The following is a 20705-nucleotide window of genomic DNA, read 5'->3' as shown; positions in this document are numbered from 1 at the left end:
ATGAATTTTTAGCATGTTCACTAGGCCACGTCGGTTTGTGTAACTATTTAATTTCAAGTCATAAGAACTTAGCGAAACGATCGGTGGGCGTTTCCAATCCTTCGTGTTGTCTCGTCATCAACGCCGGCGTCCTGCGCATACTGCGGCCAGTTCGCAACAACCTCGCTGACATTGGAAATGAGTGTCTTTGCTTTGGCTGGCTTGATCGATGCGGTTTCCGCGAAGGCCAGCAGGTCGTCCACAGCGAAGCCGTCGCGTTTGCCGTTCAGGCTCATCTGATGTTGACCGGTCCAGTCGCCGCTCGGATTGTAGGAGTAGTTCACGTCGAATGCTGGCGACAACGTCCACTCGCCCGACTGATCCATCAGGAAAGCGATGTTTTTGACGTGATCATCCTGGTTTCTGGCGATGATGTTGAAAATTGCCCGGAGAAACTGCTGCTCAAGCGCAGGCGCGCCGAGACCGAGTTCGCGGATTGTCAGGATGGCCTGCTCATAGGAGTAGCCACGCGGATCGTTGAAGTCGTAATGCTGCAGGGCGCAAAGCGACTGCATGTGGAGCTTATGTGTCACGCCGTTCTCATCGACGGGTCTGTCAAAGCGCCGCGTCATGAAATGGCTGCGTCCACCCTCATGATGCAAACGGCATGGCGTCATTTCGATGCCCGCGGCCGTCGCCATCAGATAGTAGCCGTACTCGATCAAGCCGAACCCTTGCGGATCGGGTTCTTCCTTGTCGCGGTTATTGTCGATGCCATCGAATTTCATCAACCAGTGTTCGAAGCCGTCGCCAGCATCGATCTGGCCATGACGGAATTCGCCGGTGGTCTGGTTCCAGGCCAGGATAGCCTTGGCGCGCGCTCCTCCGGCCGATGTGCCAACTCTGAGAATATCGTCGATGGCGGCAATGTCGTTCTCGCCCTCGAGCACGCCCTCCAGACTGGCCTTCTCGTTCAGGACCAGATTGGCCAGGCGTACGAGGTTGGCGACCTCGACTTTTCGAGCCCTCCGGTTCGAGCCCATCAGCGCCGGCTTGAATTCAAGGGCGCCCATGCCTCGGGTTCCGACATAGCAAAGGCGCTCCACCGGATTGAAGCTTTCAGGTCTGCGGCCCTGTTCTGCCAGCCAAGCGTTGATCAGCCGATCGCCATATTTGTCGGGAAGAGCGTCCGCCAGCATTCCCGGTAGTCCTTTGAAGGTTGTCCGGGGCAGGGCAGGAAAGGAATAGGGGTCCGGACTCAAAGGCATGACCAACGGCGACAACTCTATCCCAGATTGGGCGAATTCGGGGTCATACTGGAAGACGGCAAACCCATCGTCCGGCAGCCACGAAACGGCCGCGACCTCTCGCCCCCAGAGATTGATTGATGCATCGGTTGAAGGTTCAGCCATGGTCTACTTCTTTGTGCCCCATTCCCATTGCTTGGTCTTCTTTGTTGGCTTGGTCGAACTCGATCGTTGACGCTCGACCCCCTTTGTCCGCACCCGCTCTATTGGCCTGACACGCGGATCGGGAACGAGGAGGTCGACGTTTTGCTGGATTTTCAGCGAAATCAGGACGCGGATGAGCGAGTCGAGTGTAGGATTATCTCCGGATTCAAGGCGTCTCAATGTGCGCTCGGAAATGCCTGCGTCCTGGGCGAGCTCGGCCTGCGTAATGTTTCGGGAGAGACGCAGCCGCTCGAGCTTTTCGCCGATGTCCCGCGAAATTGTTTCTGGTGTTTTCACGCCCATGTATCTATTATCGGCCATATATGACCTCACAACCCGATTTCGCCGCGTTTACAGGCCATATATGGCCGTCTGCTATGCGCCAGTGAAAATCCTTCAATCGGTCATATAAGGCCGATTATGTTTAAAATCAATCATTATCGGCCGTAAATGGCCGATTAAAATGAGTTGGAGATTATCCCCTTACGGCTTTCGAGGATTGGACAGCGTCTTGAGCAACAAAAGAGCAAAGGGTCCCGACATTGGATTGCATCAAGCCAAACGGCTCTGTCAGTTACCCCAGCAGCAACGCTTAGACTTCATCGCAGAAGGCTTGCCCATCATCCTGGACAGCGCACAGGGCTTTTGGGCCGCGTCGCAGAAGCTGGAAGATCTCCCGCGCGAAGCCAAGGTCCTTGAAGGGTTCGCCGAAGAGGAGGCTGCGAAGATCCTCATTCTCATGGATGCGGTGCGGTGTCCGCCCAAACTGATATCCTCAAAGCTCAACCGTATCATCGGATGGTTCTACGACCATCTTGCGCGCCTCATCTACGCCGATGCGGTTAGCTGGAAACCGATGGACCTCGCTCAATTGCGCGAATACGTCGACCACCAGCGCCGCGGACACTACGTCGAAGGATATGCGGGCGAATACATCATGCCCAATTGGGCAGTCTACGAGCGCGAAAGCGGTCTCTACGCTGATGTTGAAGCCTACCAGGATGATACCCTTCTTTGGAGTGAGCCCCGTCGATCCGGGCACGATCGCTCGATATTCCCCTCAATGACGCCCGGCGCGCTGCGAGTGGCGGAGGCCATGCAGCACCTCGGCATCTTCACTTCGAAAGGCCTGAAGGCAACTTCGGAAATTTGGGGTTCACTTGAGTACCGGGAAAGCGAGGATCACCACGATGGAAGGGTTCTTACCGAAAAGCTCCTGACCAGATTGGAGAAAGAGAAGCTTATCCGCGACACCGCGGAGGACCGGCATGTCGGAACGCTCTACAACGATTGGCAGATCCCGATGTACAATCTCGACTTCTCAATCATTCCGGTGACCCTCGAAGAGCTGCAGGCCGAACAGGAGAGAGAGTATTGGGCAATGGTTGGTGATCCGCGGTAGGCATGATGGATCGGCTCACGCTCAACTATGTCTGGAATCAGAAAGTGACCCCGGTTGTCTTGCGACGCACCGGAAAGGGAGAGCGTCTGCGGGTGAGATTGCCATTTGCTGAGACGAATCGGCAATGGCTGCAGAACGGTCGAAGGACCCAACCCGAATGGATCGGTGGTAGGCACGCTTATTGGGAACTGCCTAAAGCGTGGTTCAATGATTTCGTAGATCGGGCCCTGGAGCGTTTTGGCAAGGTCTACATTATCCAGCCTTACCGAGAACAGGAAATATGCGCGCGCGCCTGCCAAGAGGCCCGCGGTCATGAGTGTCAATGTTCGTGCATGGGAGCGAATCATGGAGCCGGCAACGACGGCAGCTGGTTCGAAGTCTCCGAGACCTTTTCGACGCGTTGGGGTGACAGAGAGCTCGCCTGCCGCCTACTGACCGCACGCTAGGACGCTACTGACCAAAGTTTCGATATAAATTTTGGTCAGTCCGTTGCCGTGGTCTTGTCGCTTCTTTGTCGTAGCAGGCCCCGATACTCAAACATCCGCGAAGGTGCCATTGTGGCTGAACGACGTCATCAAACGAAATACTCTCCCTGCGTCGATCAGACCGAGGACGAGATTGGAGCCTACTATCGCGCTGCCAAAGAGAAGGACAGAGCCGTCGTTCGACAAACGCAGGGCCACATGTTGATCTACAAATTAACCGAAATCGAAGGGATCAACCCGTCGCGTGGCCGGGTGTATCAGTTCCTCAGGTATTTCACCAACGCCGCTATAGCCAAAACCAGCAAAACGAGGACAAGCAACATCACCAGTCCGCCGCCAAAAAAGCCCATTTCTCCACCGTACATCATAGCTCTCCTCCGTTGTTTTCATTTAACGGTCTGGGGGTGATTGGTCATCGCTCGTGGCTCGTGATCTTTCGATTCGACAGGAACCAGTACTCAAAAGCGAACACAGCGATAGTGGCCACCGCGGCAGTCACGACGATGGCCATATCTGTGCGGATCTTCATAACCACAAAGACAGCCAATACGATTGTGTCCAGGGATATTGCCGAAAGCAGAATGCTTCCGCGCGCTCCGATGTCATGGCGCAGGTTTCGGAAAACACCCCAATGAATGACGATGTCCATCACCAGATAGAAGAACACACCGAGAGACGCGATCCTGCTCAGGTCGAAGAAGATCGTAAGGAGTGCCGCTACGACGACCGTGTAGACCAGCGTATGTTTCTGAATTCTCCCGGCCATACCGAAATGGCTGTGCGGGATCAGCTTCATGTTCGTAAGCATTGCGAGCATGCGTGATACAGCGAACACGCTTGCGAGCAGCCCCGATGCCGTGGCAACGATGGCAAGCACGATTGTGAGATAAAAGCCCGCTTGGCCGAGCGCCGGTTTGGCTGCCTGAGCGAGTGAGTAGTCCTTTGCCTGAATGATTTCCGGGATCGTCAGGTTGGATCCGACCGCGAATGCCACCAGCAAATAGACGACGACGCATATCGATACCGAGATAACAATCGCCCGGCCGACATTGCGGTGCGGGTCGACGATCTCGGCGCCGCTATTGGTTATCGTCGTAAACCCCTTGAAGGCGAGAATTGATAACGCGACCGACGCAACAAACCCCGCTAGAGGATAGTCGACTTCCGATTTCGACGGTTCAAATTGCAGACCGCTGGCCCAGAGCGCAGCAATCCCGAACAGGGCGATACCCCCTATTTTCAGGAGGGCCATGATCAATGAAAAAAGGCCGATCGAGCGGTTCCCGGATATGTTGACCAGAAACGCGAACACTATCAGTCCGACGCCCAAAACCGGCACGAGCAATTTTGTGTTTTCAGTCCCAAACAGCTGAAGCGTGTAAGTCCCGAATGTGCGGGCCACCAAGCTCTCGTTGATCACCATCGAAAAAGCCATCAGCAAAGACGCGCTGGCGGCTACAACGCCGGGACCGTAAGCCTTTTCAAGGATCATCGCGATACCGCCGGCAGACGGATAAGCGTTCGACATCTTGATGTAACTGTATGCGCTGAAAAACGTTACGACCGCGCCGACGAGGAACGACAAAGGAAACCAGGTGCCCGCCAGTTCAGCGATCTGACCGGTCAACGCGAAGATACCGGCACCGATCATCACTCCGGTCCCCATCGAGACTGCGCCAGTCAGCGATATGCTGTTTTTCTGATAGTCCGTCGTCACGCCGCAATCCTTGCTTTCATCCTGATTGCGTCGAAATCAGGCCAGATCGATCGCTTTCTTCAGCATGTCACGGACATCTGCTGCGACAGCGTGAAGGTCAGGGTTGTCGACCGCCGCCATCGAAGCAACGGGATCGATGGCACTTAGCTCCGTTCCACCCTCGATAGTGCGTAGGATCACGTTGCATGGAAGCATCGCTCCGATACGGGGCTCCATGCCGATGGCCTTGTAAGCCATGTTCGGATTGCAGGCGCCGAGGATGCGATAACCGTCCATCTCGGCGCCAATCTTCTTCTTCATCGTTTCCTTGACGTCGATTTCGGTAAGAACGCCAAAACCCTGCTCCTTAAGCGCCTCGCGAGTACGGGTATCCGCCTCGTCGATTGGGACGTCAGGAAGAATACGGTTGTAGGTGTATTTCATCTCAATTGCTCATTTCGACCAAGATCGGGACCGGCGCGGGTGACATTCGCGCGCAGTCGGATTGGATGGAATTCTCAAGCGGTCTCAAGAAGGCTAGAGTCGTATCCGGCCTCCTTGATCGCGACGTTCATATCTGAAGCCGACGAGCCGCTGTTGATTTCCACGGTCTTGCTCGCCAGGTCGCAGGCGATTTCGGCGTCAGGATCGACGCTTTTCACCGCTTTTTCGATCGTCGCGACGCAATGACCGCAGCTCATTTCAGGGACGCTGAATTTCATTTTTCTAATCTCCAATGGTGTTGACTGCGCGGAAAATAGAGATTCCACCAACTGGAAGGTCAAGGAAATTTGGCTCGGAAATAATCTTGCGTCTCTCCCTTGACCTTCCAGTCACTGGAACGACTATCTCGCTCAAAAGTTTTGAATTGGAGGCGTCGATGACCGGCAACCAGTCTGTTTTACTTTCCATCGAGGGCATGTCCTGCGCATCCTGCGTCGGGCGGGTCGACCGAGCGCTTTCCGGGCTTGAAGGAATTGGAGACGTTTCGGTCAATCTCGCGAACGAAACCGCGAGGATGACCGTCGACGGTCCAGAGCGGCTCGCGGAGGCCGCCGACACGCTGGACAAGCTCGGCTATCCGGCACGGCGGGCGAGCGTCACGCTGAACATCGCATCAATGTCATGTGCATCCTGTGTTGGACGCGTGGACAAGGCTATCGCCGCCGTACCGGGTGTTCTGGAAGTCAACGTGAACCTGGCCTCCGAAACTGCGACTGTGACTTACCTCGAAGGGGTGACCGGCCCCGCCGCCTTCATCGCGACGGCCACTGAAATCGGCTATCCCGCTGAAATCGCGGAAGCGTCCAGTTCGGGCGACCGCGTCGCACGCAAGGAAGAGGAAGCGCGCGAGATCAGACACCGCACGATCCTGGCGGCTGTCCTCGCCCTGCCCGTGTTCGTGATGGAGATGGGCAGTCACTTGGTTCCTGGAATGCATGAATTCATCGGGGGCACGATTGGCCACGAGGCCAGCTGGGTTATCCAGTTCCTGCTGACCACCGCTGTGCTGCTCGGGCCAGGCAGGGTGTTCTACCAGAAAGGCATCCCCGCTCTCATCAAGGGGGTACCAGACATGAACAGCCTTGTCGCGGTCGGAACCGGCGCGGCTTACATCTACTCTGTCATTGCGACTTTCCTGCCCTCGCTTCTGCCGGATGCGGTTCGCGCGGTCTATTTCGAGGCCGCCGCGGTGATTGTGGTGCTGATACTTCTGGGACGGTTCCTCGAGGCGCGGGCAAAGGGCCGCACCGGCGCGGCCATCCAGAAATTGCTCGGGCTTCAGGTCAGAACCGCGCGTGTCTTGCGCGACGGCGAACCGGTGGAAGTGGCGATAGAGGAAATCCGGCTCGGCGATGTTCTCCTCGTGCGTCCGGGCGAGCGGATTGCCGTGGACGGCGAACTCGTCGAGGGCGAGAGCCACGTTGACGAGAGCATGATCACCGGGGAGCCGGTGCCCGTCACCAAGGCAACTGGTGATCCGGTAACCGGCGGCACGGTCAACGGGGCCGGAAGCTTTCGGTTCCGTGCAACGCGCGTCGGCGCCGACACGACCCTTTCGCAGATAATTCGTATGGTAGAAGAAGCGCAGGGTGCGAAGTTGCCGATCCAAGGCCTCGTCGACCGGATCACGCTCTGGTTCGTGCCGGCGGTCATGGCGATCGCTGCATTGACGGTATTGATTTGGCTGATCTTCGGCCCCGAGCCGGCGCTGACCCTTGCGCTGGTGGCAGGCGTGTCTGTCCTCATCATCGCATGCCCCTGTGCGATGGGTCTTGCCACGCCGACGTCGATCATGGTCGGCACCGGACGCGCGGCCGAGATGGGTGTTCTGTTTCGCAAGGGCGATGCATTGCAAATCCTGAGTTCGGTCGACGTGGTCGCATTCGACAAGACCGGCACTCTCACCGAGGGGCGCCCCGAACTCGTCGACGTGATCGTGGCCGAAGGCTTCGACCGCACTGATGTGCTGGGCCGCGTGGCCATGGTCGAAGAGCAGTCGGAACACCCCATCGCCGAAGCAATCGTGCGCGGCGCGCGTCGTGAAGGAGCAGCGCGTCATGAGGTGTCGGAATTCAACTCCATGACGGGATACGGGGTTCGCGCCCGCGTCGGAACGACCGAGGTTCTGGTAGGCGCCGATCGGCTGATGCAGCGCGAGGGCCTGGACCTGGGCGCTCTGGCCGCGGAGGAAGCGCAACTGGCCCGGCGCGGTCATACCGCCCTCTACGCCGCGATTGATGGAAAGGTGGCTGCGGTATTCGGCGTGGCGGATCCGGTGAAATCCGCAAGCGCTGCGGCCATTCAAGAGTTGCACAAGCTCGGATTGAAAGTGGCGATGATCACAGGAGACAAGCCAGAGACAGCCGAAACCATCGCAAGGGAGACCGGGATCGATCATGTGATCGCCAGAGTTCTTCCCGACGGCAAGGTCGCTGCGCTCGACGAACTGCGCACGAAGGGCCAGAGGATCGCTTTTGTCGGCGATGGCATCAACGATGCGCCGGCGCTGGCCCATGCCGATGTCGGCATCGCAATCGGAACCGGGACCGACGTCGCCATCGAATCCGCAGACGTCGTGCTGATGTCGGGCGACCTTCGCGGCGTGGTCAACGCGTTCGAGGTTTCCCGCCGGACGATGCGCAATATCCGCGAGAACCTTTTCTGGGCGTTCGGATACAACACCGCCCTGATCCCGGTTGCGGCCGGCGTACTATACCCCGCGTTCGGTGTGCTTCTGTCACCCATTTTGGCGGCAGGTGCCATGGGACTGTCTTCTGTCTTTGTGCTGACGAACGCGTTGCGGTTGCGACGGATCGCTCCGGCAATGGATGAAAGGGCTTCTGCCCACCCAACTCCCGCACAACTCGTGCCGGCGCCGGCCGAATGAGAAGGAAACTGACGATGAATATTGGTGATGTCTCACGAATTTCAGGCCTGCCTGCGAAGACCATACGCTACTATGAGGACATCGGCCTCATCCGGCCGCTAAGGGGCGAAAACGGCTATCGCAGTTTCCAAGACAAGGATCTGCACAAGCTGGCGTTTCTCGGCCGCGCCCGTGCATTGGGCTTCACGATCGAAGATTGTCGGAACCTGTTAGCTCTCTATGAGGATGATGGACGGGAGAGCGCTGCCGTGAAGCATATCGCCGAAGACCATTTGGCGAGGATCGACGAAAAGATCGCGCAGCTCCGTTCCATGCGGGCCACTCTCGCTGAACTCGTCAATGCTTGTGCGGGTGACCATCGTCCGGACTGCCCGATACTTAATGATCTTGGCCATGGAGATCGACCTGCAAGCGACCAATTGAAAAAGCCAGCAGGTAATTGCAGCCACTAAATCCACCTCCAATGGAGGCCGACATTTAAAAGCCTTCACCGGTCGGAAAACGGTAGGTCAGGGTCGCGTTGATAGAGATCAAGGATCGCTTCGTTTTTGCGAGTAAGCTGAAAAAAAGTAGGTTATGAAATGACCGTCAAAGCCCAAAGAGAAGCCCGATTGAGAGCGCTGCCGCGTTCGCGGTCGGTATTGTGGGCGATGATAGCAATGTTCTACGTCCTCGCGCCGTTATTCCACCAATTTAGCGAGAACATTGACACTGGTTTGCACGCGGTCATCAGCGTGAGCCATTCATATGATGGTTCCGATGGCAATCGCGTTGTACCTGCTCATTCCAAGGTATGCAGTACGGCCAGTCATTGCCTGTTACCGGCTGTTCTCCTGGCCGGATTTTCTGGCATTGACGCAAGTCGTCAGCATCAGCACTTTATTACGAAACAGCTTCCGGAATGGCTGTTCCCGTCGTTTCCATCTCCCCCTCCAAAGTCTGCCTGAAACATAGGGTAACCCTGTCCGGCTGACGATGGCGCCAACCCGCGTGAGCGAATACTGAGCGCCACTGCGGCTCTTTCCGCAATAGCTCAAGAGTCTGACTTGCCTCGTCGGATCTGCGATAGCGCCCGCTGAAATGCGGGACGCAATTCGCATTCGTCGCCCCTGTCGGTTCGGACAAAGCCGAAAATGCAACAGCCCGTGCGGGCGATGCATAAGGAGCGGATAATGGAAGCAATAGTTTATTTTCTCGTCTGGGCCGGACTGATCCTGCTCATGATGCGGTTTGGCTGTGGCGCCCATGTAATGGGACATGGCCACAACTCTCGAACAAAGCAGTCGGAGGGAGGTAGTAATACTGATCTGCGCTGGATCGCGCCTGAAAGTGCCATTGATCCCGTGTGCGGGATCACAGTCCATACGAATGCGGCGAAGTCCGCAGTGCATGACGGGCACGTGTTCTACTTCTGCTCGCGAGAATGCCGCGAACGCTTTGAGGCGGCACCTGATACATATCTAAATCAGGAAACTGCGACCTTGGAGACAGGGGAGGCTGTTCATGGCTGACTCACGCAACTCCAGTCCGGGCTACGCGATCAGGGTCGCTCCGCAGGTGTCGAACACACCGCGTATTCCGGTCATCGCATTCGGCATGAGCCTTGGCTTGTTTCTGGCGATCACGTTCGTCCTGTGCGTCGGCTTTGATCTCATCTTTCCGGGAATGGCGATGTACCAGACATGGCTGAAACTTCTTCCCGGATTCACCTGGTTGAGTATCCCGAGCTTCCTGCTCGGTCTGGTCGAGGCATTTGCCTACGGCTGGTATGTCGCGCTGATTTTCGGCCCTCTCTTCAACTACTTCGCGGCACGCAGGTTCTGTTGAACACGGCCATATTAATGGAGACCAAAATGAAAACAGAAATGAAATTCGCGTTAGCGACAGCAACTCTGACTTTGCTCGGAACCGTGCCGACATTCGCGACCACCGTCTACATTCCAGAGGGGAGCGCTGGAGAAATCCTTGTTGTGGATGCCGACACCGGTTCGGTCGAGGCGCGCTGGCCAGGTTTTGAGGCTGTCCACGGTCTGGCCGGAGTACCAGGCGCACGTTACATCGTTGCGGGCAGTTATTCCGAGGTGGCGAAAGAAGAAGCAGAGGCGCCGGCGAAACCGGATGGCGTATCGCAAGACGAACACGAAGCGCATCACGCCTCTAGGGCGGCGAGTGTCATGCCCAAAGATGCCGGAGTAAGCATTCTAACGATAGTCGAAGCGGAGACCGGCGCGGTAGTGCGCCGGATTGAGGTTCCCGGCGCCGTCCATCACGTGGCTATGTCTCCGGACGGCCGCTACGCCGCAGTTACACATCCGACCACAGACGGGATCAGTATCATCGATCTCGACACCTTGGCATTCAAAGCGTTCGTGCCGACTGGAACGAGCCCAAACTATGCCGTGTTTGCGCGCGATGGTAGATCGGTATTCGTTACGAACGCCGACAGCGGAACCATTAGTGAGGTTGACGTCGACAAGACGTTCGTCAAGCGCAATATCCTTTCCGGCGAGGCGCCGGAGCATGTTGTCATTTCGCACGATGGCAAGCGGCTCTATGTCGCCGATGCCTATGCCGGCAAGGTCCACGAGGTCATCATCGCGGACGGGAACATTTCCCGGTCTCTGGATGTCGGTGGCGAAATCCATGGGCTGGATCTGTCGGACGATGATGGGACGCTATTCGTTAGCGGCAAGGGCGATGACAAGATTGCCGCTATTGACCTGAGCAGCGGCAAAGCAAAATTCGCAGCCTTAGCTCCCGCCCCCTATCACCTGACGACAATAGCCGGGACGAACAGCCTCTTCGTCTCAAGTCGCGAAGAGCCCAAGGTCTGGATCGTCGACCAGGAAAACCTCGCAGTAACGGGCGAGATCGCTGTTTCAGGTGAAGGTCACGAAATGGTGGTGCTCCCCTAAGAGCAGCCGGAAAAAGACGAAAGGAGACTGTCATGTACAGATATGCAACTTCAAACGCCATGACTTCAGCCCTTCTCGGTGGAGCGATCATGTTCGGCCTGGTGACCGCTTCGTTGGGCCAGGAAAGCGGCATGATGGACGACGGCATGATGAGCCCGGGTTTGATGATTCCTCAAATGAATCCGATACGAGGCAAGCAGCTGTTCGCGAGCAAGGGATGCGTTGTGTGCCATTCGATAAACGGTGTCGGCGGCGAGGACGCTCCGGCCCTTGATGCGTCGACGATGCCCCTACCGATGAATCCGTTCGAATTTGCTGCGCGCATGTGGCGGGGTGCAGAGGCGATGGTCGCAATGCAGCGTGATGAACTCGGTGCGCCGATCGAGCTCGATGGTAGCGAACTGGCCGACATCATTGCGTTTGTCCACGATGCCGACGTTCAGGCCGAATTCTCCGAAGAGGACATTCCCGAGCGTATCGAGGAACTGATGCACGAATCCGATGAAGAGTAGACGCCATCGCGGCGGTGGCGGTGCGTAGTCCGCCAAGCAGACCTTGAAACAGGAGCGAGAGGGAACGCCGGACAATCCGGCGTGAACTCCGTCCAAAGCGCAAGGAGCAATAATATGTCCGCAATAGTCTCAGATGCCGACAACTCGGTCACCAAACGCGATTTCATTTACGTTGCAACAGGGGCGATGGTGGTCGTGGGAGTAGGGGCGTTCGCCTGGCCGTTTATCGACAGCATGAATCCTTCGGCAAGTATACGAAGCCTCGCAACGGTCGAAATCCCGTTGGGCGGCATTGAGGTCGGCCAGCGAGTGACGGTCATGTGGCGTGGCCGTCCTGTGTTTGTCGACAGACGGACGGAAGCTCAAATCGATGCGGCAGTCGCTGACGACGATGCTGATCTTATCGATCCTCAAAGCGATGCAGATCGTGTGCAGAATCCCGAGTGGCTGATCGTGGTCGGGGTGTGCACGCATCTCGGCTGCATCCCACTCGGGCAGAAGGATTCCGATCCAAGGGGCAATTGGGGTGGCTGGTACTGCCCGTGCCACGGTTCGCAATACGACACGTCCGGGCGTGTAAGGCGGGGCCCTGCACCCAAGAACCTCGTCGTTCCGCCCTACGAGCTTATGGACGGCGAAAAGGTAATAATCGGCTGATCTGAGACGTAGGGGTGGCGCCGATGTTGTTAGGTTTTCCAGAAAGATAGATGGAGAAGATGGTGAATATTCGAGGAAGTCTTCCAAAGGTTTTTGTGCTGGGATTTTTTGCGCTAGGAGCTGCGGTCCTGCTTTCAAAAGCGTTCCAGCCAGAACCGGAAGCGATGGTCGTGGCGGTGTCAATGCCGGAACTGTCGGGTGAAGCAAGCGTCGGTCAGATACTCTTCAATAACAACTGTGCCAGTTGCCATGGCGATCGTGCATCCGGAACGGACAAAGGGCCTCCGCTGATCCACGACATTTACAATCCGGGACATCACTCGGATGATGCGTTCTATCTGGCAGCCATGAACGGTGTGGTCCAGCACCACTGGCCATACGGCAACATGCCGAAGCAGGAGCAGGTCACGCGGGACGAGGTGGCGAAGATTGTCCAATATGTTCGCGAGTTGCAGGTCGCCAACGGCATAACGTTCAAACCGCACAACATGTGACACGACAAGGAGCGATTGCGATGACCTCCCAGCACGAGCACCATCATCACACGGCGGACGCCGAAGGCACCTCTTCTGCCGGCCAAGGCCAATATGACGAAGTTCCGGCCGGAAATAGCGGACCCGTCTATACCTGCCCAATGCACCCTCAAGTGCGCCGTACACATTCCGGATCATGCCCGATATGCGGCATGGGACTGGAACTGGAATCGGCAACGATGGTTGAAGAGGGGCCGAATCCCGAACTTGTCGATTTCACTCGGCGCTTATGGATTGGCGCGGCCCTGAGTATTCCACTCCTGATCCTGACCATGGGTCCCTTTGTGGGTCTTTCCGGCGTTCGCGAGATCTTCGGAGAACGAGCAACGCTGTGGATCGAACTTGTGCTCGGCACGCCAGTCGTTCTCTGGTCGGGTTGGCCATTCCTTGTCCGCGGCTGGAATTCCTTCCGTACGATGAATCTGAACATGTTCAGCCTGATCGCGATGGGCGTCATGGCGGCATGGACATTCAGTGTCGTCGCCGTGCTGTTTCCAGGTATCTTCCCCGATGGCTTCCGGGATCCAGAAGGTCATGTGGGTGTCTATTTCGAAGCAGCAGCCGTCATCGTTACCTTGGTGCTCCTCGGGCAGGTGATGGAACTGCGTGCTCGTGAGGGTACTGGCAAGGCAATCCGGGCACTCCTCGATATGGCGGCAAAAACGGCCCGCGTGATACGCGACGACGGCACGGAAGAGGAAATTCCGCTCGAACATGTTGGGGTTGGCGACCGCATTCGTGTGCGCCCCGGCGACAAGGTTCCCGTGGATGGCGTGGTGGTCGATGGTCGTTCATCGATCGACGAAAGCATGATCACCGGCGAACCCGTCCCAGTCGAGAAAGTTTCAGGCGATCCAGTGACGGGCGCAACCATCAACGGCACTGGCAGCCTTATCATGGAAGCTACACGCGTCGGCGCCGACACAATGCTGAGCCAGATCGTCGAAATGGTCGCCAACGCACAACGGTCCCGGGCGCCAATCCAGAAATATGCCGACAAAGTATCCGGCTATTTCGTGCCGGCGGTGATCGCTATCGCTGTACTTGCTTTCCTGGGCTGGGCGTTTTGGGGCCCGGAACCCGCCCTTTCATATGCGCTCATCGCCGCGGTCGCGGTACTGATCATAGCCTGTCCCTGCGCCCTCGGTCTCGCCACCCCAATGTCGATCATGACGGCAACGGGACGCGGAGCTCAAGCAGGCGTGCTCATAAAGAATGCGGAGGCGCTCGAGAGGTTCGAGAAAGTTGATACGCTAATCGTCGACAAGACAGGCACGTTGACCGAAGGCAAGCCGCGATTGGTGGCAGTCGTGGCGGAGAATGGCCATGACGAGACCGAAGTGCTGCGTCTGGCGGCTTCCCTTGAACGGGGTTCGGAACACCCGCTCGCCGAAGCCATCGTAAGAGGAGCCGAAGAGCGAGGCGTGGAGTTGGCCGCGGCCGGCGACTTCGAGGCCGTTACCGGCAAAGGCGTCAAGGGTACAGTGGATGGCAGAGCCGTGGCGCTCGGCAATCTCGCGATGATCCGCGAACTTGGCCTGGAGGCGGGGGGCTTGACCGAAAAAGCCAATGGCCGCCGTGACGAGGGCGAGACGGTCATGTTCGTTGTCGTCGACAATGGCGTCGCCGGACTCGTATGCGTCGCCGATCCGGTGAAAGAAACAACCCCCGACGCGCTGAAGGCTCTGCATGAACTTGGATTCCGCATTATCATGGCGACCGGAGATAACGAACGAACGGCGAAAGCCGTTGCTGCGCGCCTGGGCATCGACGAGATCCGCGCCGACGTGCTTCCCGAAGACAAGGCGCGCATCATCCAGGAATTGCAGCAGCAGGGTCGCAAGGTCGCGATGGCCGGCGACGGCGTGAACGACGCTCCGGCTCTGGCTCAGGCCGACGTTGGAATCGCGATGGGAACCGGGGCGGATGTCGCGATCGAAAGCGCTGGGTTTACCCTGGTCAAAGGAAATCTTGACGGCATCGTCAGGGCTCGCCGTCTGGCCCACGGAACGATGCGCAACATACGGCAGAACCTGTTTTTCGCCCTGATCTACAATACGTTGGGCGTTCCGGTAGCTGCAGGCGTACTCTTCCCGTTCTTCGGCATCCTGATTAGTCCGATGTTCGCCGCCTTTGCGATGAGCGCTTCTTCGATCTCAGTTGTCGTCAATTCGCTCAGACTGCGGCAATTGGATCTGAAATCCTGATGGAGCCGTTGTCCTGGTCTTGTCGGAGAACGGTCGCGGCCAAGCTTGTCGTTATTGACTCGGTTTCGGCGTGACGTCAGGGTAATTGTTCACACGGTTCCCGCGATGCCGAGCGCGAAGCGGGATGAAAAGGGAATGTGACGGGTGGACCCAGACCGGGCATCCAAACCACAGCCGACCCCGCGACTGTAGAATGGCGCGGCGCCATAACTCCCGAAAACGGGAGCGCCACTGGAAACATCCGGGAAGGCGATAGCGCTGGAAAACCGCCATGAGCCAGGAGACCTGCCATGTGAACGGACGGAGAGATGTTCAAGTGACTGAATGAGCAACACGGAGGTTGTCATGCTCGCAACACAATCTGTTTCGCTGCGGGTTTCGGCATCAGCACGTCTGACGACTACGCTGTTCGCTGCAATATTTGGCATAGCGTTGCTTTATTTCGCTGCGTTTGCTCATTCCGACGCACTGCACAACGGCGCCCACGACACGCGCCACGCAATCGTCGCGCCCTGCCACTAAGGCGCCACGACGTAGATGTTGACCCGGGTAATTCTGGCCGCGCTTGTAGCGGGATTGCTCGCTGGTGTGTTCGCGACCGCGGCGCAATCAGTGCGGGTTATCCCGTTGATCCTCCAAGCCGAAGCTTATGAAGAGGGGGTGTCACACGCTGAGACCGAGGACGAAGTCTGGGCGCCCGAAGAAGGCTTGCAGCGGACGTTTTTTACGTTGCTCTCGAATCTCGTGACCGGTGTTGCATTCGCACTGATTCTAACGGCTATCACTCTGATATTAGACCAACCGGTGTCGCTCCGGCATGGCGCGCGTTGGGGGGCGGGTGGGTTCGCGGTTTTCGTTCTCGCCCCAAACTTCGGTCTTCCGCCTGAATTGCGCCTGCATGGATCGGACAGTCTGCCCGATGGCGGTAAATCCCCTTCGATCAGGGCGGATGTGCTGAAGGAAAAGGGCTGGACTGTGTCCAATCTGGCTTATGCGCTGAAAACAGGCATCCAACCGGACGGCGACGCTTTTGGTGGTTCGATGGGGGAAGTGGTGCGTGACGGAACTTCCTTTCTCAGTCAGGACGATCTGACGGCAATCGCGACCTTTCTGCTGGAGCGGGAGAATGATTGACAGACGCAATTTCCTGGCGGGAACCGGGGTGCTCGTGTCAGCAGGCGTCCTGCCCGGTCTTGCTGTGGCAAAGGCGGGTGCGCAGGAGTTTGATCTGATCGCCGGATCGGTCCAGCGAGCACTTTACGAGCAGCAGCTCTCAGATCTCTGGGCCTATAACGACATTGTACCCGGTCCTGAAATCCGGGCCCGAAAGGGCGAGCGGATACGCGTCAACTTTCGCAACAATCTTGAGGAGCCCACATCCATCCACTGGCACGGGATCCGCATCGAAAATGCGATGGACGGGGTGTCCGGCTTGACCCAGGAACCCGTGCAGCCCGGAGACAGTTTCATCTATGAATTCGAGCTGCCGGATTCCGGTACATATTGGTATCACGCGCACAACAAGAGTTGGAATGAGGTCGGGCGTGGCTTGTATGGCCCGTTGATCGTGGAGGAGCGAACCTCCACCTTTGATCGCGACCATGACATCACCCTCATCATTGATGACTGGCGCTTGCGCCAGCCTGGCGTTCTGGACACGGACAGCTTTGGTTCCTTGATGGATTGGAGCCACGGAGGGCGTCTCGGTAACTGGCTCCTTGTGAATGGCAAGTCACGTCCGGTCTTGAAGCTGCGCAGTGGCGAAGCCTATCGCGTTAGACTGATCAACGCCTCGAACGCACGTGTTCTGGAACTCGATCCCAATCGGTTCGGCGGAAAGGTAATTGCCTATGACGGACAGGCGCTGCCGGAATCCGTCGTTCTGCCTTATTCCCCGCATCTTCTCGGACCAGCGCAACGGATCGACCTTATGGTTGTTCCGGACGCTGATTTTGCGATCGAAGAGATTTCGGGCGATCAGCCATTCCCCCTGGTCGACGGGATCGTCGACGGGATATCGCGTACAGCGCAGTCGACGCCTTCAATTCCGGTAAACCTGATACCGGAGCCCGATGTGACGGGCGCCCGGAAAGTGAAGGTCGTTATGGAAGGTGGCGCCATGGGCGGCTTTGTGGACATCACCTACAAGGGCAAGCGCCTTGAAGGCGAAGATTTCCGTAAAACGGGCCAGTCCTGGGCATTCAACGGCATAGCAAACCTGGCGGAGGCTCCGCTTTTCACGGTTCGGCGCGGCGAAACGGTTCTGCTGGAAACGATAAATCAGACAGGCTGGGTACACGCCATGCATGTCCATGGTCATCACTTCCGTGTTCTCAGCCGATCCGGAGCCGACGTCGATGACGGCAAGCCCTGGCGCGACACATTCCTGATTGGACCTGAGCAGACGACGGAGGTTGCCTTCGTCGCTGGCAATCCCGGCAAGTGGCTGTATCATTGCCACATGCTGGAACACGCGGCGGCAGGCATGACCACATGGTTCGAAGTCAGCTGAGACGAGTGTAGAAAATTTACGGAACCGGCGTTACGTTACTGAAATGCGCAGACTTTTGCCATCGTTGATGATACTGGTTCTGGTCCTCGGGGCCATGATGCCGGCTGTGATCCAATCGCATGCCGACATGACATCAACGAAAGTAACCGATCAGGTTCATGAGGTTCTGGCCGCTGACAAGACGGCCGCGATGAAGTGCTGTCAGAAGTCGAAAAGCGGCATGGATAACCGCCAAGGCAATTGTGCGGCCGATTGCCATTATCTTCCCGAATTCACACCGCTGCAAAATTCGCCTGTCTTGGCGTCGGTTGAAATCCCGGCACAGTCCGAGACGCTTCTGGAAGTGATATATTTCCAGATGAGGCCCCCCATCTCGATCTGATCTTACTTCGCCAGCCATCAATGGCGTTCGTCGAGTAATTGGATTTGAGAGGGAAACCATGCTTTCCAAACGTAGCTTAATGCTTGGCGCTTTGTCGTCGGCATTCCTGCCTGCCTCGTTGGCACAGGCACACAAACGCGTCTTCAAACTTGATCCGCGGTTCGAACCGCAGACTGTTCGATTCTCCGGATACAGTCCCGGCACGCTGGTGGTCGATCCAGGCAACCACTTTCTCTACCTGCAAACAAGCCGGACAACAGCAAGGCGATATGGGGTCGGCGTCGGCCGAGCTGGTCTTGCCTTTCGGGGCTCGGCCACCATCGGTCGGAAGGCAAAGTGGCCAAGTTGGACCCCGACCAAGAACATGATCAGGCGTGAGCCGGGCAAATACGCCAGATATGCAAAAGGCGTTCCCGGCGGACCCGGAAATCCGCTTGGTTCACGCGCGCTGTATTTGTACCGCAGTGGCCGTGACACGATGTATCGGATTCACGGCACCACCCAGCCATCTTCAATCGGGCGCTCCGTTTCGAACGGCTGCATCCGGATGATCAATGCGCATGTCGAGGACCTGTATGAAAGGGTTCCGGTGGGCGCAAAGGTGGTCGTGCTGTGATGGCTCAGGACCCGCAAAAACTATCGCCCTATGCACTTTCCTCCGGGGTGCCGAGAATTCGAGCACATGACGTCACGGGCGTTCCCGAACCGCGGAAATTCGGCACCTGGATCATGATCGCATGCTGCATTCCAATGGTCGGCGGCGCCGGATTGCTGCTTTGGGGCATGGGCGCTGGCGCAGGTTTGGCTGAACGCCTCGGCGCATTGGCGCCAATCGGCTTTTGTCTTGGGGCACACCTCGTCATGCACAAGATCATGGGCCGGACCTGTCACGGCCATCAAACACACAAAGGACAAGACCAGAAATGAAAACACTGATCAAAATCGCGGCCGCATCATGGTTGGCCGGCAACCTGCTGACGCTGCATGCACATGCAGGCGAAACCGATGACAAGCATATCACCGTCTTCAAGACACCCTGGTGCGGGTGCTGTCAGGTCTGGGTCGATGCAGTCGAAAAAGCCGGCTACACCGTCGAAACAAAGGACATGGAAGACCTCTCCTCGATCAAGACGCAGGCGGGCGTGCCGGCAAAACTTGAAGCATGTCATACGGCCGCCATCGGAGGCGATCGCAAATACGTTCTCGAGGGACACGTCCCGCTTGCAGCGATCAGCAAGCTCATGACTGAACAACCGGATATTCGCGGCATTTCCACCCCGGGTATGCCGATGGGCTCTTTGGGCATGGGAGAAGATCCGAAGGCGAAATACGACGTCCTCGCCTTCACCGGCAAAACCGGAGAGACGCCGACCCTGTATTACCAGGCCGGCAAGCAATGAATCGCAGGCAACTCCTGGGTGGGGCAGGCAGCCTGTCGTTGCTTGCCCTTTCCGGCTGTACAACCACCACACCCGAACAGGCGCTCGAGCCGCAACCGGCACCGAGAATCCCAGGCACGTATGCAACCATGTATGGGCCGATGCCCGGAGAGCGTTTTCCGATACCGGCCGTCGATCTGAACAAGGTCCCGGAGAGGTTCTGGCGTCGTCAGGTCGACTATTCGGGGCCTTATGCGGTTGGCACCCTGATTGTCGATACGCAGACGTTTTACCTTCATTTGATCCAGGAGGGCGGCAAGGCGATGCGGTATGGCGTCGGACTCGGCAGAGCGGGATTTTCGTGGTCGGGCCGCGGGGTCATCCAGTGGAAGCAGGCTTGGCCGAAATGGACTCCGCCCGAGGAAATGATCGCGCGGGAGCCGGACCTCGAAAAATGGAGCGCACGCAATGGCGGCATGCCACCGGGGCTCGATAATCCGCTGGGAGCGAGAGCCCTCTACATTTTTCAGGACGGAGAGGACACGCTGTACCGGATTCACGGTTCGCCGGAATACTGGACCATCGGCAGGGCTGTCTCCAGCGGATGTGTTCGATTGATGAACCAGGACATTATCGATCTCTACAGCCGTGTCCCCAGCGGGTCTTCCCTGGTGGTCGTTTAGGTGAAGCCATGTCGATGAGACGATTGAAGATAATTTCCCTTGCCGGTCTGGCATTACTTGCGATCGGCGTCGTCGCCATGATTGGGGTCGGCCCAGGTAATGGGGAAAGCGCGGCTCTCCTTAGGCCGGATGACCAGGAAAAAGTGGCGCTCGGCCAACAGGTCTACACTGCCAACTGTGCGTCCTGTCACGGAGCGGAATTGCAGGGCCAGGCAGAGGATTGGCGTTCCCCGGGACCCGACGGCTTGATGCCGGCTCCGCCGCACGATGAAACAGGACACACCTGGCATCATCCCGACGAGTTGCTCTTCAAGATCACCAAACTTGGGGTCGCCGAAGCGGCCAATCTGAAGGATTACACATCCGCGATGCCCGCTTACGAGGCCATTCTGTCGGATGAGGAGATCGTCGCCGTCTTGTCTTACATCAAGAGCACCTGGCCCGATGAAATCCGCGCCGGCCATGACGAGATGAACAAGCGCTACGCATTGGAACCGCGGGACACGAGATGAACGCAGGTT

At 57.5% G+C, this 20705-nt stretch carries 25 protein-coding genes and 1 riboswitch; of the genes, 20 read left to right on the top strand and 5 right to left on the bottom strand.

All coding sequences use genetic code 11. The annotated features are described in order from the left end of the window. Positions 1–68: 68 nt before the first annotated feature. Complete coding sequence (locus tag KUG85_RS20260; RefSeq protein WP_040673315.1) at positions 69–1391, bottom strand: type II toxin-antitoxin system HipA family toxin; 1323 nt, start codon at positions 1389–1391, stop codon at positions 69–71. 3 nt (positions 1392–1394) lie between these two features. Beyond that, a complete protein-coding gene (locus KUG85_RS20255) occupies positions 1395–1733 on the bottom strand; it encodes a helix-turn-helix domain-containing protein (RefSeq protein ID WP_009452561.1) in 339 nt (112 codons plus the stop codon). 208 nt (positions 1734–1941) lie between these two features. Here KUG85_RS20255 and KUG85_RS20250 point away from each other — a divergent pair, with 208 nt between their 5' ends. Then, on the top strand, positions 1942–2832 hold the full coding sequence (locus tag KUG85_RS20250) for a hypothetical protein (RefSeq protein ID WP_202802961.1): 891 nt from the start codon (positions 1942–1944) through the stop codon (positions 2830–2832). A gap of 897 nt (positions 2833–3729) precedes the next feature. Here the strand turns inward: KUG85_RS20250 and KUG85_RS20245 are convergent. The 3 genes from KUG85_RS20245 to KUG85_RS20235 form a co-directional block, all read right to left on the bottom strand. Continuing rightward, a complete protein-coding gene (locus KUG85_RS20245) occupies positions 3730–5034 on the bottom strand; it encodes an APC family permease (protein ID WP_009452563.1) in 1305 nt (434 codons plus the stop codon). Positions 5035–5070: 36 nt separating this feature from the next. Beyond that, on the bottom strand, positions 5071–5457 hold the full coding sequence (locus KUG85_RS20240) for a DUF302 domain-containing protein (RefSeq protein ID WP_009452564.1): 387 nt from the start codon (positions 5455–5457) through the stop codon (positions 5071–5073). A gap of 74 nt (positions 5458–5531) precedes the next feature. Next, entirely contained in the window at positions 5532–5735 is a 204-nt protein-coding gene (locus tag KUG85_RS20235; RefSeq protein ID WP_009452565.1) for a heavy-metal-associated domain-containing protein, read from the bottom strand. Positions 5736–5893: 158 nt separating this feature from the next. On the opposite strand from KUG85_RS20235, the gene KUG85_RS20230 reads away from it, so the two are divergent. From KUG85_RS20230 to KUG85_RS20140, 19 genes are all read left to right on the top strand, one after another. Beyond that, entirely contained in the window at positions 5894–8404 is a 2511-nt protein-coding gene (locus KUG85_RS20230) for a heavy metal translocating P-type ATPase (RefSeq protein WP_009452566.1), read from the top strand. Between the two features lie 14 nt (positions 8405–8418). After that, a complete protein-coding gene (cueR, locus tag KUG85_RS20225) occupies positions 8419–8856 on the top strand; it encodes a Cu(I)-responsive transcriptional regulator (protein WP_009452567.1) in 438 nt (145 codons plus the stop codon). Between the two features lie 129 nt (positions 8857–8985). After that, the gene (locus tag KUG85_RS20220; RefSeq protein ID WP_223006664.1) at positions 8986–9351 is read left to right on the top strand and encodes a hypothetical protein; all 366 of its coding nucleotides are present in this window, start codon (positions 8986–8988) and stop codon (positions 9349–9351) included. Between the two features lie 225 nt (positions 9352–9576). Next, the gene (locus tag KUG85_RS20215; protein WP_040673326.1) at positions 9577–9915 is read left to right on the top strand and encodes a YHS domain-containing protein; all 339 of its coding nucleotides are present in this window, start codon (positions 9577–9579) and stop codon (positions 9913–9915) included. Next, positions 9908–10231, top strand: a complete 324-nt coding sequence (locus tag KUG85_RS20210) for a DUF5676 family membrane protein (protein WP_009452569.1) — start codon at positions 9908–9910, stop codon at positions 10229–10231. Before KUG85_RS20215 ends, KUG85_RS20210 begins: the two co-directional genes overlap by 8 nt. Before the next feature lie 26 nt (positions 10232–10257). Continuing rightward, positions 10258–11319 (top strand): YncE family protein, encoded by a 1062-nt coding sequence (locus KUG85_RS20205; protein ID WP_157174155.1) that lies wholly within the window; start codon positions 10258–10260, stop codon positions 11317–11319. A 32-nt stretch (positions 11320–11351) separates the two neighbouring features. Beyond that, positions 11352–11831: a c-type cytochrome gene (locus tag KUG85_RS20200; RefSeq protein ID WP_009452571.1), complete on the top strand. Its 480-nt coding sequence runs from the start codon at positions 11352–11354 to the stop codon at positions 11829–11831. A 114-nt stretch (positions 11832–11945) separates the two neighbouring features. Continuing rightward, positions 11946–12488: a ubiquinol-cytochrome c reductase iron-sulfur subunit gene (petA, locus tag KUG85_RS20195; protein WP_009452572.1), complete on the top strand. Its 543-nt coding sequence runs from the start codon at positions 11946–11948 to the stop codon at positions 12486–12488. A gap of 50 nt (positions 12489–12538) precedes the next feature. Beyond that, positions 12539–12982, top strand: a complete 444-nt coding sequence (locus KUG85_RS20190; protein ID WP_009452573.1) for a c-type cytochrome — start codon at positions 12539–12541, stop codon at positions 12980–12982. A 20-nt stretch (positions 12983–13002) separates the two neighbouring features. Beyond that, positions 13003–15228, top strand: a complete 2226-nt coding sequence (locus tag KUG85_RS20185) for a copper-transporting P-type ATPase (protein WP_074896920.1) — start codon at positions 13003–13005, stop codon at positions 15226–15228. 77 nt (positions 15229–15305) lie between these two features. Continuing rightward, a riboswitch (cobalamin riboswitch) is annotated at positions 15306–15535 on the top strand. 17 nt (positions 15536–15552) lie between these two features. Next, positions 15553–15750 carry a CbtB domain-containing protein gene (locus KUG85_RS20180; RefSeq protein WP_009452575.1) on the top strand — a complete coding sequence of 66 codons (198 nt, stop codon included), beginning with the start codon at positions 15553–15555 and terminating at the stop codon, positions 15748–15750. Between the two features lie 15 nt (positions 15751–15765). Then, positions 15766–16362 (top strand): CbtA family protein, encoded by a 597-nt coding sequence (locus KUG85_RS20175; RefSeq protein WP_009452576.1) that lies wholly within the window; start codon positions 15766–15768, stop codon positions 16360–16362. Next, the gene (locus KUG85_RS20170; protein WP_223006663.1) at positions 16355–17740 is read left to right on the top strand and encodes a multicopper oxidase family protein; all 1386 of its coding nucleotides are present in this window, start codon (positions 16355–16357) and stop codon (positions 17738–17740) included. Before KUG85_RS20175 ends, KUG85_RS20170 begins: the two co-directional genes overlap by 8 nt. Before the next feature lie 43 nt (positions 17741–17783). Next, on the top strand, positions 17784–18122 hold the full coding sequence (locus KUG85_RS20165; protein ID WP_223006662.1) for a hypothetical protein: 339 nt from the start codon (positions 17784–17786) through the stop codon (positions 18120–18122). Positions 18123–18180: 58 nt separating this feature from the next. Further along, positions 18181–18738, top strand: coding sequence for a L,D-transpeptidase (locus KUG85_RS20160; protein WP_240532833.1), 558 nt, complete (start codon positions 18181–18183; stop codon positions 18736–18738). Beyond that, complete coding sequence (locus KUG85_RS20155) at positions 18738–19049, top strand: hypothetical protein (protein WP_009452581.1); 312 nt, start codon at positions 18738–18740, stop codon at positions 19047–19049. Before KUG85_RS20160 ends, KUG85_RS20155 begins: the two co-directional genes overlap by 1 nt. After that, the gene (locus KUG85_RS20150; RefSeq protein ID WP_009452582.1) at positions 19046–19522 is read left to right on the top strand and encodes a DUF411 domain-containing protein; all 477 of its coding nucleotides are present in this window, start codon (positions 19046–19048) and stop codon (positions 19520–19522) included. Before KUG85_RS20155 ends, KUG85_RS20150 begins: the two co-directional genes overlap by 4 nt. Further along, positions 19519–20184: a L,D-transpeptidase gene (locus KUG85_RS20145; protein WP_255606518.1), complete on the top strand. Its 666-nt coding sequence runs from the start codon at positions 19519–19521 to the stop codon at positions 20182–20184. Before KUG85_RS20150 ends, KUG85_RS20145 begins: the two co-directional genes overlap by 4 nt. Positions 20185–20192: 8 nt before the next feature. Next, entirely contained in the window at positions 20193–20696 is a 504-nt protein-coding gene (locus KUG85_RS20140) for a cytochrome c (RefSeq protein ID WP_322098572.1), read from the top strand. The last annotated feature ends 9 nt before the right edge of the window (positions 20697–20705 follow it).

The sequence above is a fragment of the Nitratireductor rhodophyticola genome, assembly GCF_019891355.1.
Classification (GTDB): Bacteria; Pseudomonadota; Alphaproteobacteria; order Rhizobiales; family Rhizobiaceae; genus Nitratireductor; species Nitratireductor rhodophyticola.
The sequence above is the reverse complement of the archived record's forward strand: the minus strand, read 5'-3'. Positions and strand labels throughout refer to the sequence as shown.

What these genes read in the sequence shown, in the direction of transcription:
- KUG85_RS20180 (WP_009452575.1), top strand. Translation starts at nt 15,553, where the DNA reads ATGAGCAACACGGAGGTTGTCATGCTCGCAACACAATCTGTTTCGCTG.
- KUG85_RS20165 (WP_223006662.1), top strand. Translation starts at nt 17,784, where the DNA reads ATGCGCAGACTTTTGCCATCGTTGATGATACTGGTTCTGGTCCTCGGG.
- KUG85_RS20205 (WP_157174155.1), top strand. Translation starts at nt 10,258, where the DNA reads ATGAAAACAGAAATGAAATTCGCGTTAGCGACAGCAACTCTGACTTTG.
- cueR (WP_009452567.1), top strand. Translation starts at nt 8,419, where the DNA reads ATGAATATTGGTGATGTCTCACGAATTTCAGGCCTGCCTGCGAAGACC.
- petA (WP_009452572.1), top strand. Translation starts at nt 11,946, where the DNA reads ATGTCCGCAATAGTCTCAGATGCCGACAACTCGGTCACCAAACGCGAT.
- KUG85_RS20260 (WP_040673315.1), bottom strand. Translation starts at nt 1,391, where the DNA reads ATGGCTGAACCTTCAACCGATGCATCAATCAATCTCTGGGGGCGAGAG.
- KUG85_RS20140 (WP_322098572.1), top strand. Translation starts at nt 20,193, where the DNA reads ATGTCGATGAGACGATTGAAGATAATTTCCCTTGCCGGTCTGGCATTA.
- KUG85_RS20185 (WP_074896920.1), top strand. Translation starts at nt 13,003, where the DNA reads ATGACCTCCCAGCACGAGCACCATCATCACACGGCGGACGCCGAAGGC.
- KUG85_RS20210 (WP_009452569.1), top strand. Translation starts at nt 9,908, where the DNA reads ATGGCTGACTCACGCAACTCCAGTCCGGGCTACGCGATCAGGGTCGCT.
- KUG85_RS20255 (WP_009452561.1), bottom strand. Translation starts at nt 1,733, where the DNA reads ATGGGCGTGAAAACACCAGAAACAATTTCGCGGGACATCGGCGAAAAG.
- KUG85_RS20200 (WP_009452571.1), top strand. Translation starts at nt 11,352, where the DNA reads ATGTACAGATATGCAACTTCAAACGCCATGACTTCAGCCCTTCTCGGT.
- KUG85_RS20170 (WP_223006663.1), top strand. Translation starts at nt 16,355, where the DNA reads ATGATTGACAGACGCAATTTCCTGGCGGGAACCGGGGTGCTCGTGTCA.
- KUG85_RS20215 (WP_040673326.1), top strand. Translation starts at nt 9,577, where the DNA reads ATGGAAGCAATAGTTTATTTTCTCGTCTGGGCCGGACTGATCCTGCTC.
- KUG85_RS20230 (WP_009452566.1), top strand. Translation starts at nt 5,894, where the DNA reads ATGACCGGCAACCAGTCTGTTTTACTTTCCATCGAGGGCATGTCCTGC.
- KUG85_RS20175 (WP_009452576.1), top strand. Translation starts at nt 15,766, where the DNA reads ATGTTGACCCGGGTAATTCTGGCCGCGCTTGTAGCGGGATTGCTCGCT.
- KUG85_RS20145 (WP_255606518.1), top strand. Translation starts at nt 19,519, where the DNA reads ATGAATCGCAGGCAACTCCTGGGTGGGGCAGGCAGCCTGTCGTTGCTT.
- KUG85_RS20150 (WP_009452582.1), top strand. Translation starts at nt 19,046, where the DNA reads ATGAAAACACTGATCAAAATCGCGGCCGCATCATGGTTGGCCGGCAAC.
- KUG85_RS20235 (WP_009452565.1), bottom strand. Translation starts at nt 5,735, where the DNA reads ATGAAATTCAGCGTCCCTGAAATGAGCTGCGGTCATTGCGTCGCGACG.
- KUG85_RS20155 (WP_009452581.1), top strand. Translation starts at nt 18,738, where the DNA reads ATGGCTCAGGACCCGCAAAAACTATCGCCCTATGCACTTTCCTCCGGG.
- KUG85_RS20190 (WP_009452573.1), top strand. Translation starts at nt 12,539, where the DNA reads ATGGAGAAGATGGTGAATATTCGAGGAAGTCTTCCAAAGGTTTTTGTG.
- KUG85_RS20220 (WP_223006664.1), top strand. Translation starts at nt 8,986, where the DNA reads ATGACCGTCAAAGCCCAAAGAGAAGCCCGATTGAGAGCGCTGCCGCGT.
- KUG85_RS20160 (WP_240532833.1), top strand. Translation starts at nt 18,181, where the DNA reads ATGCTTTCCAAACGTAGCTTAATGCTTGGCGCTTTGTCGTCGGCATTC.
- KUG85_RS20240 (WP_009452564.1), bottom strand. Translation starts at nt 5,457, where the DNA reads ATGAAATACACCTACAACCGTATTCTTCCTGACGTCCCAATCGACGAG.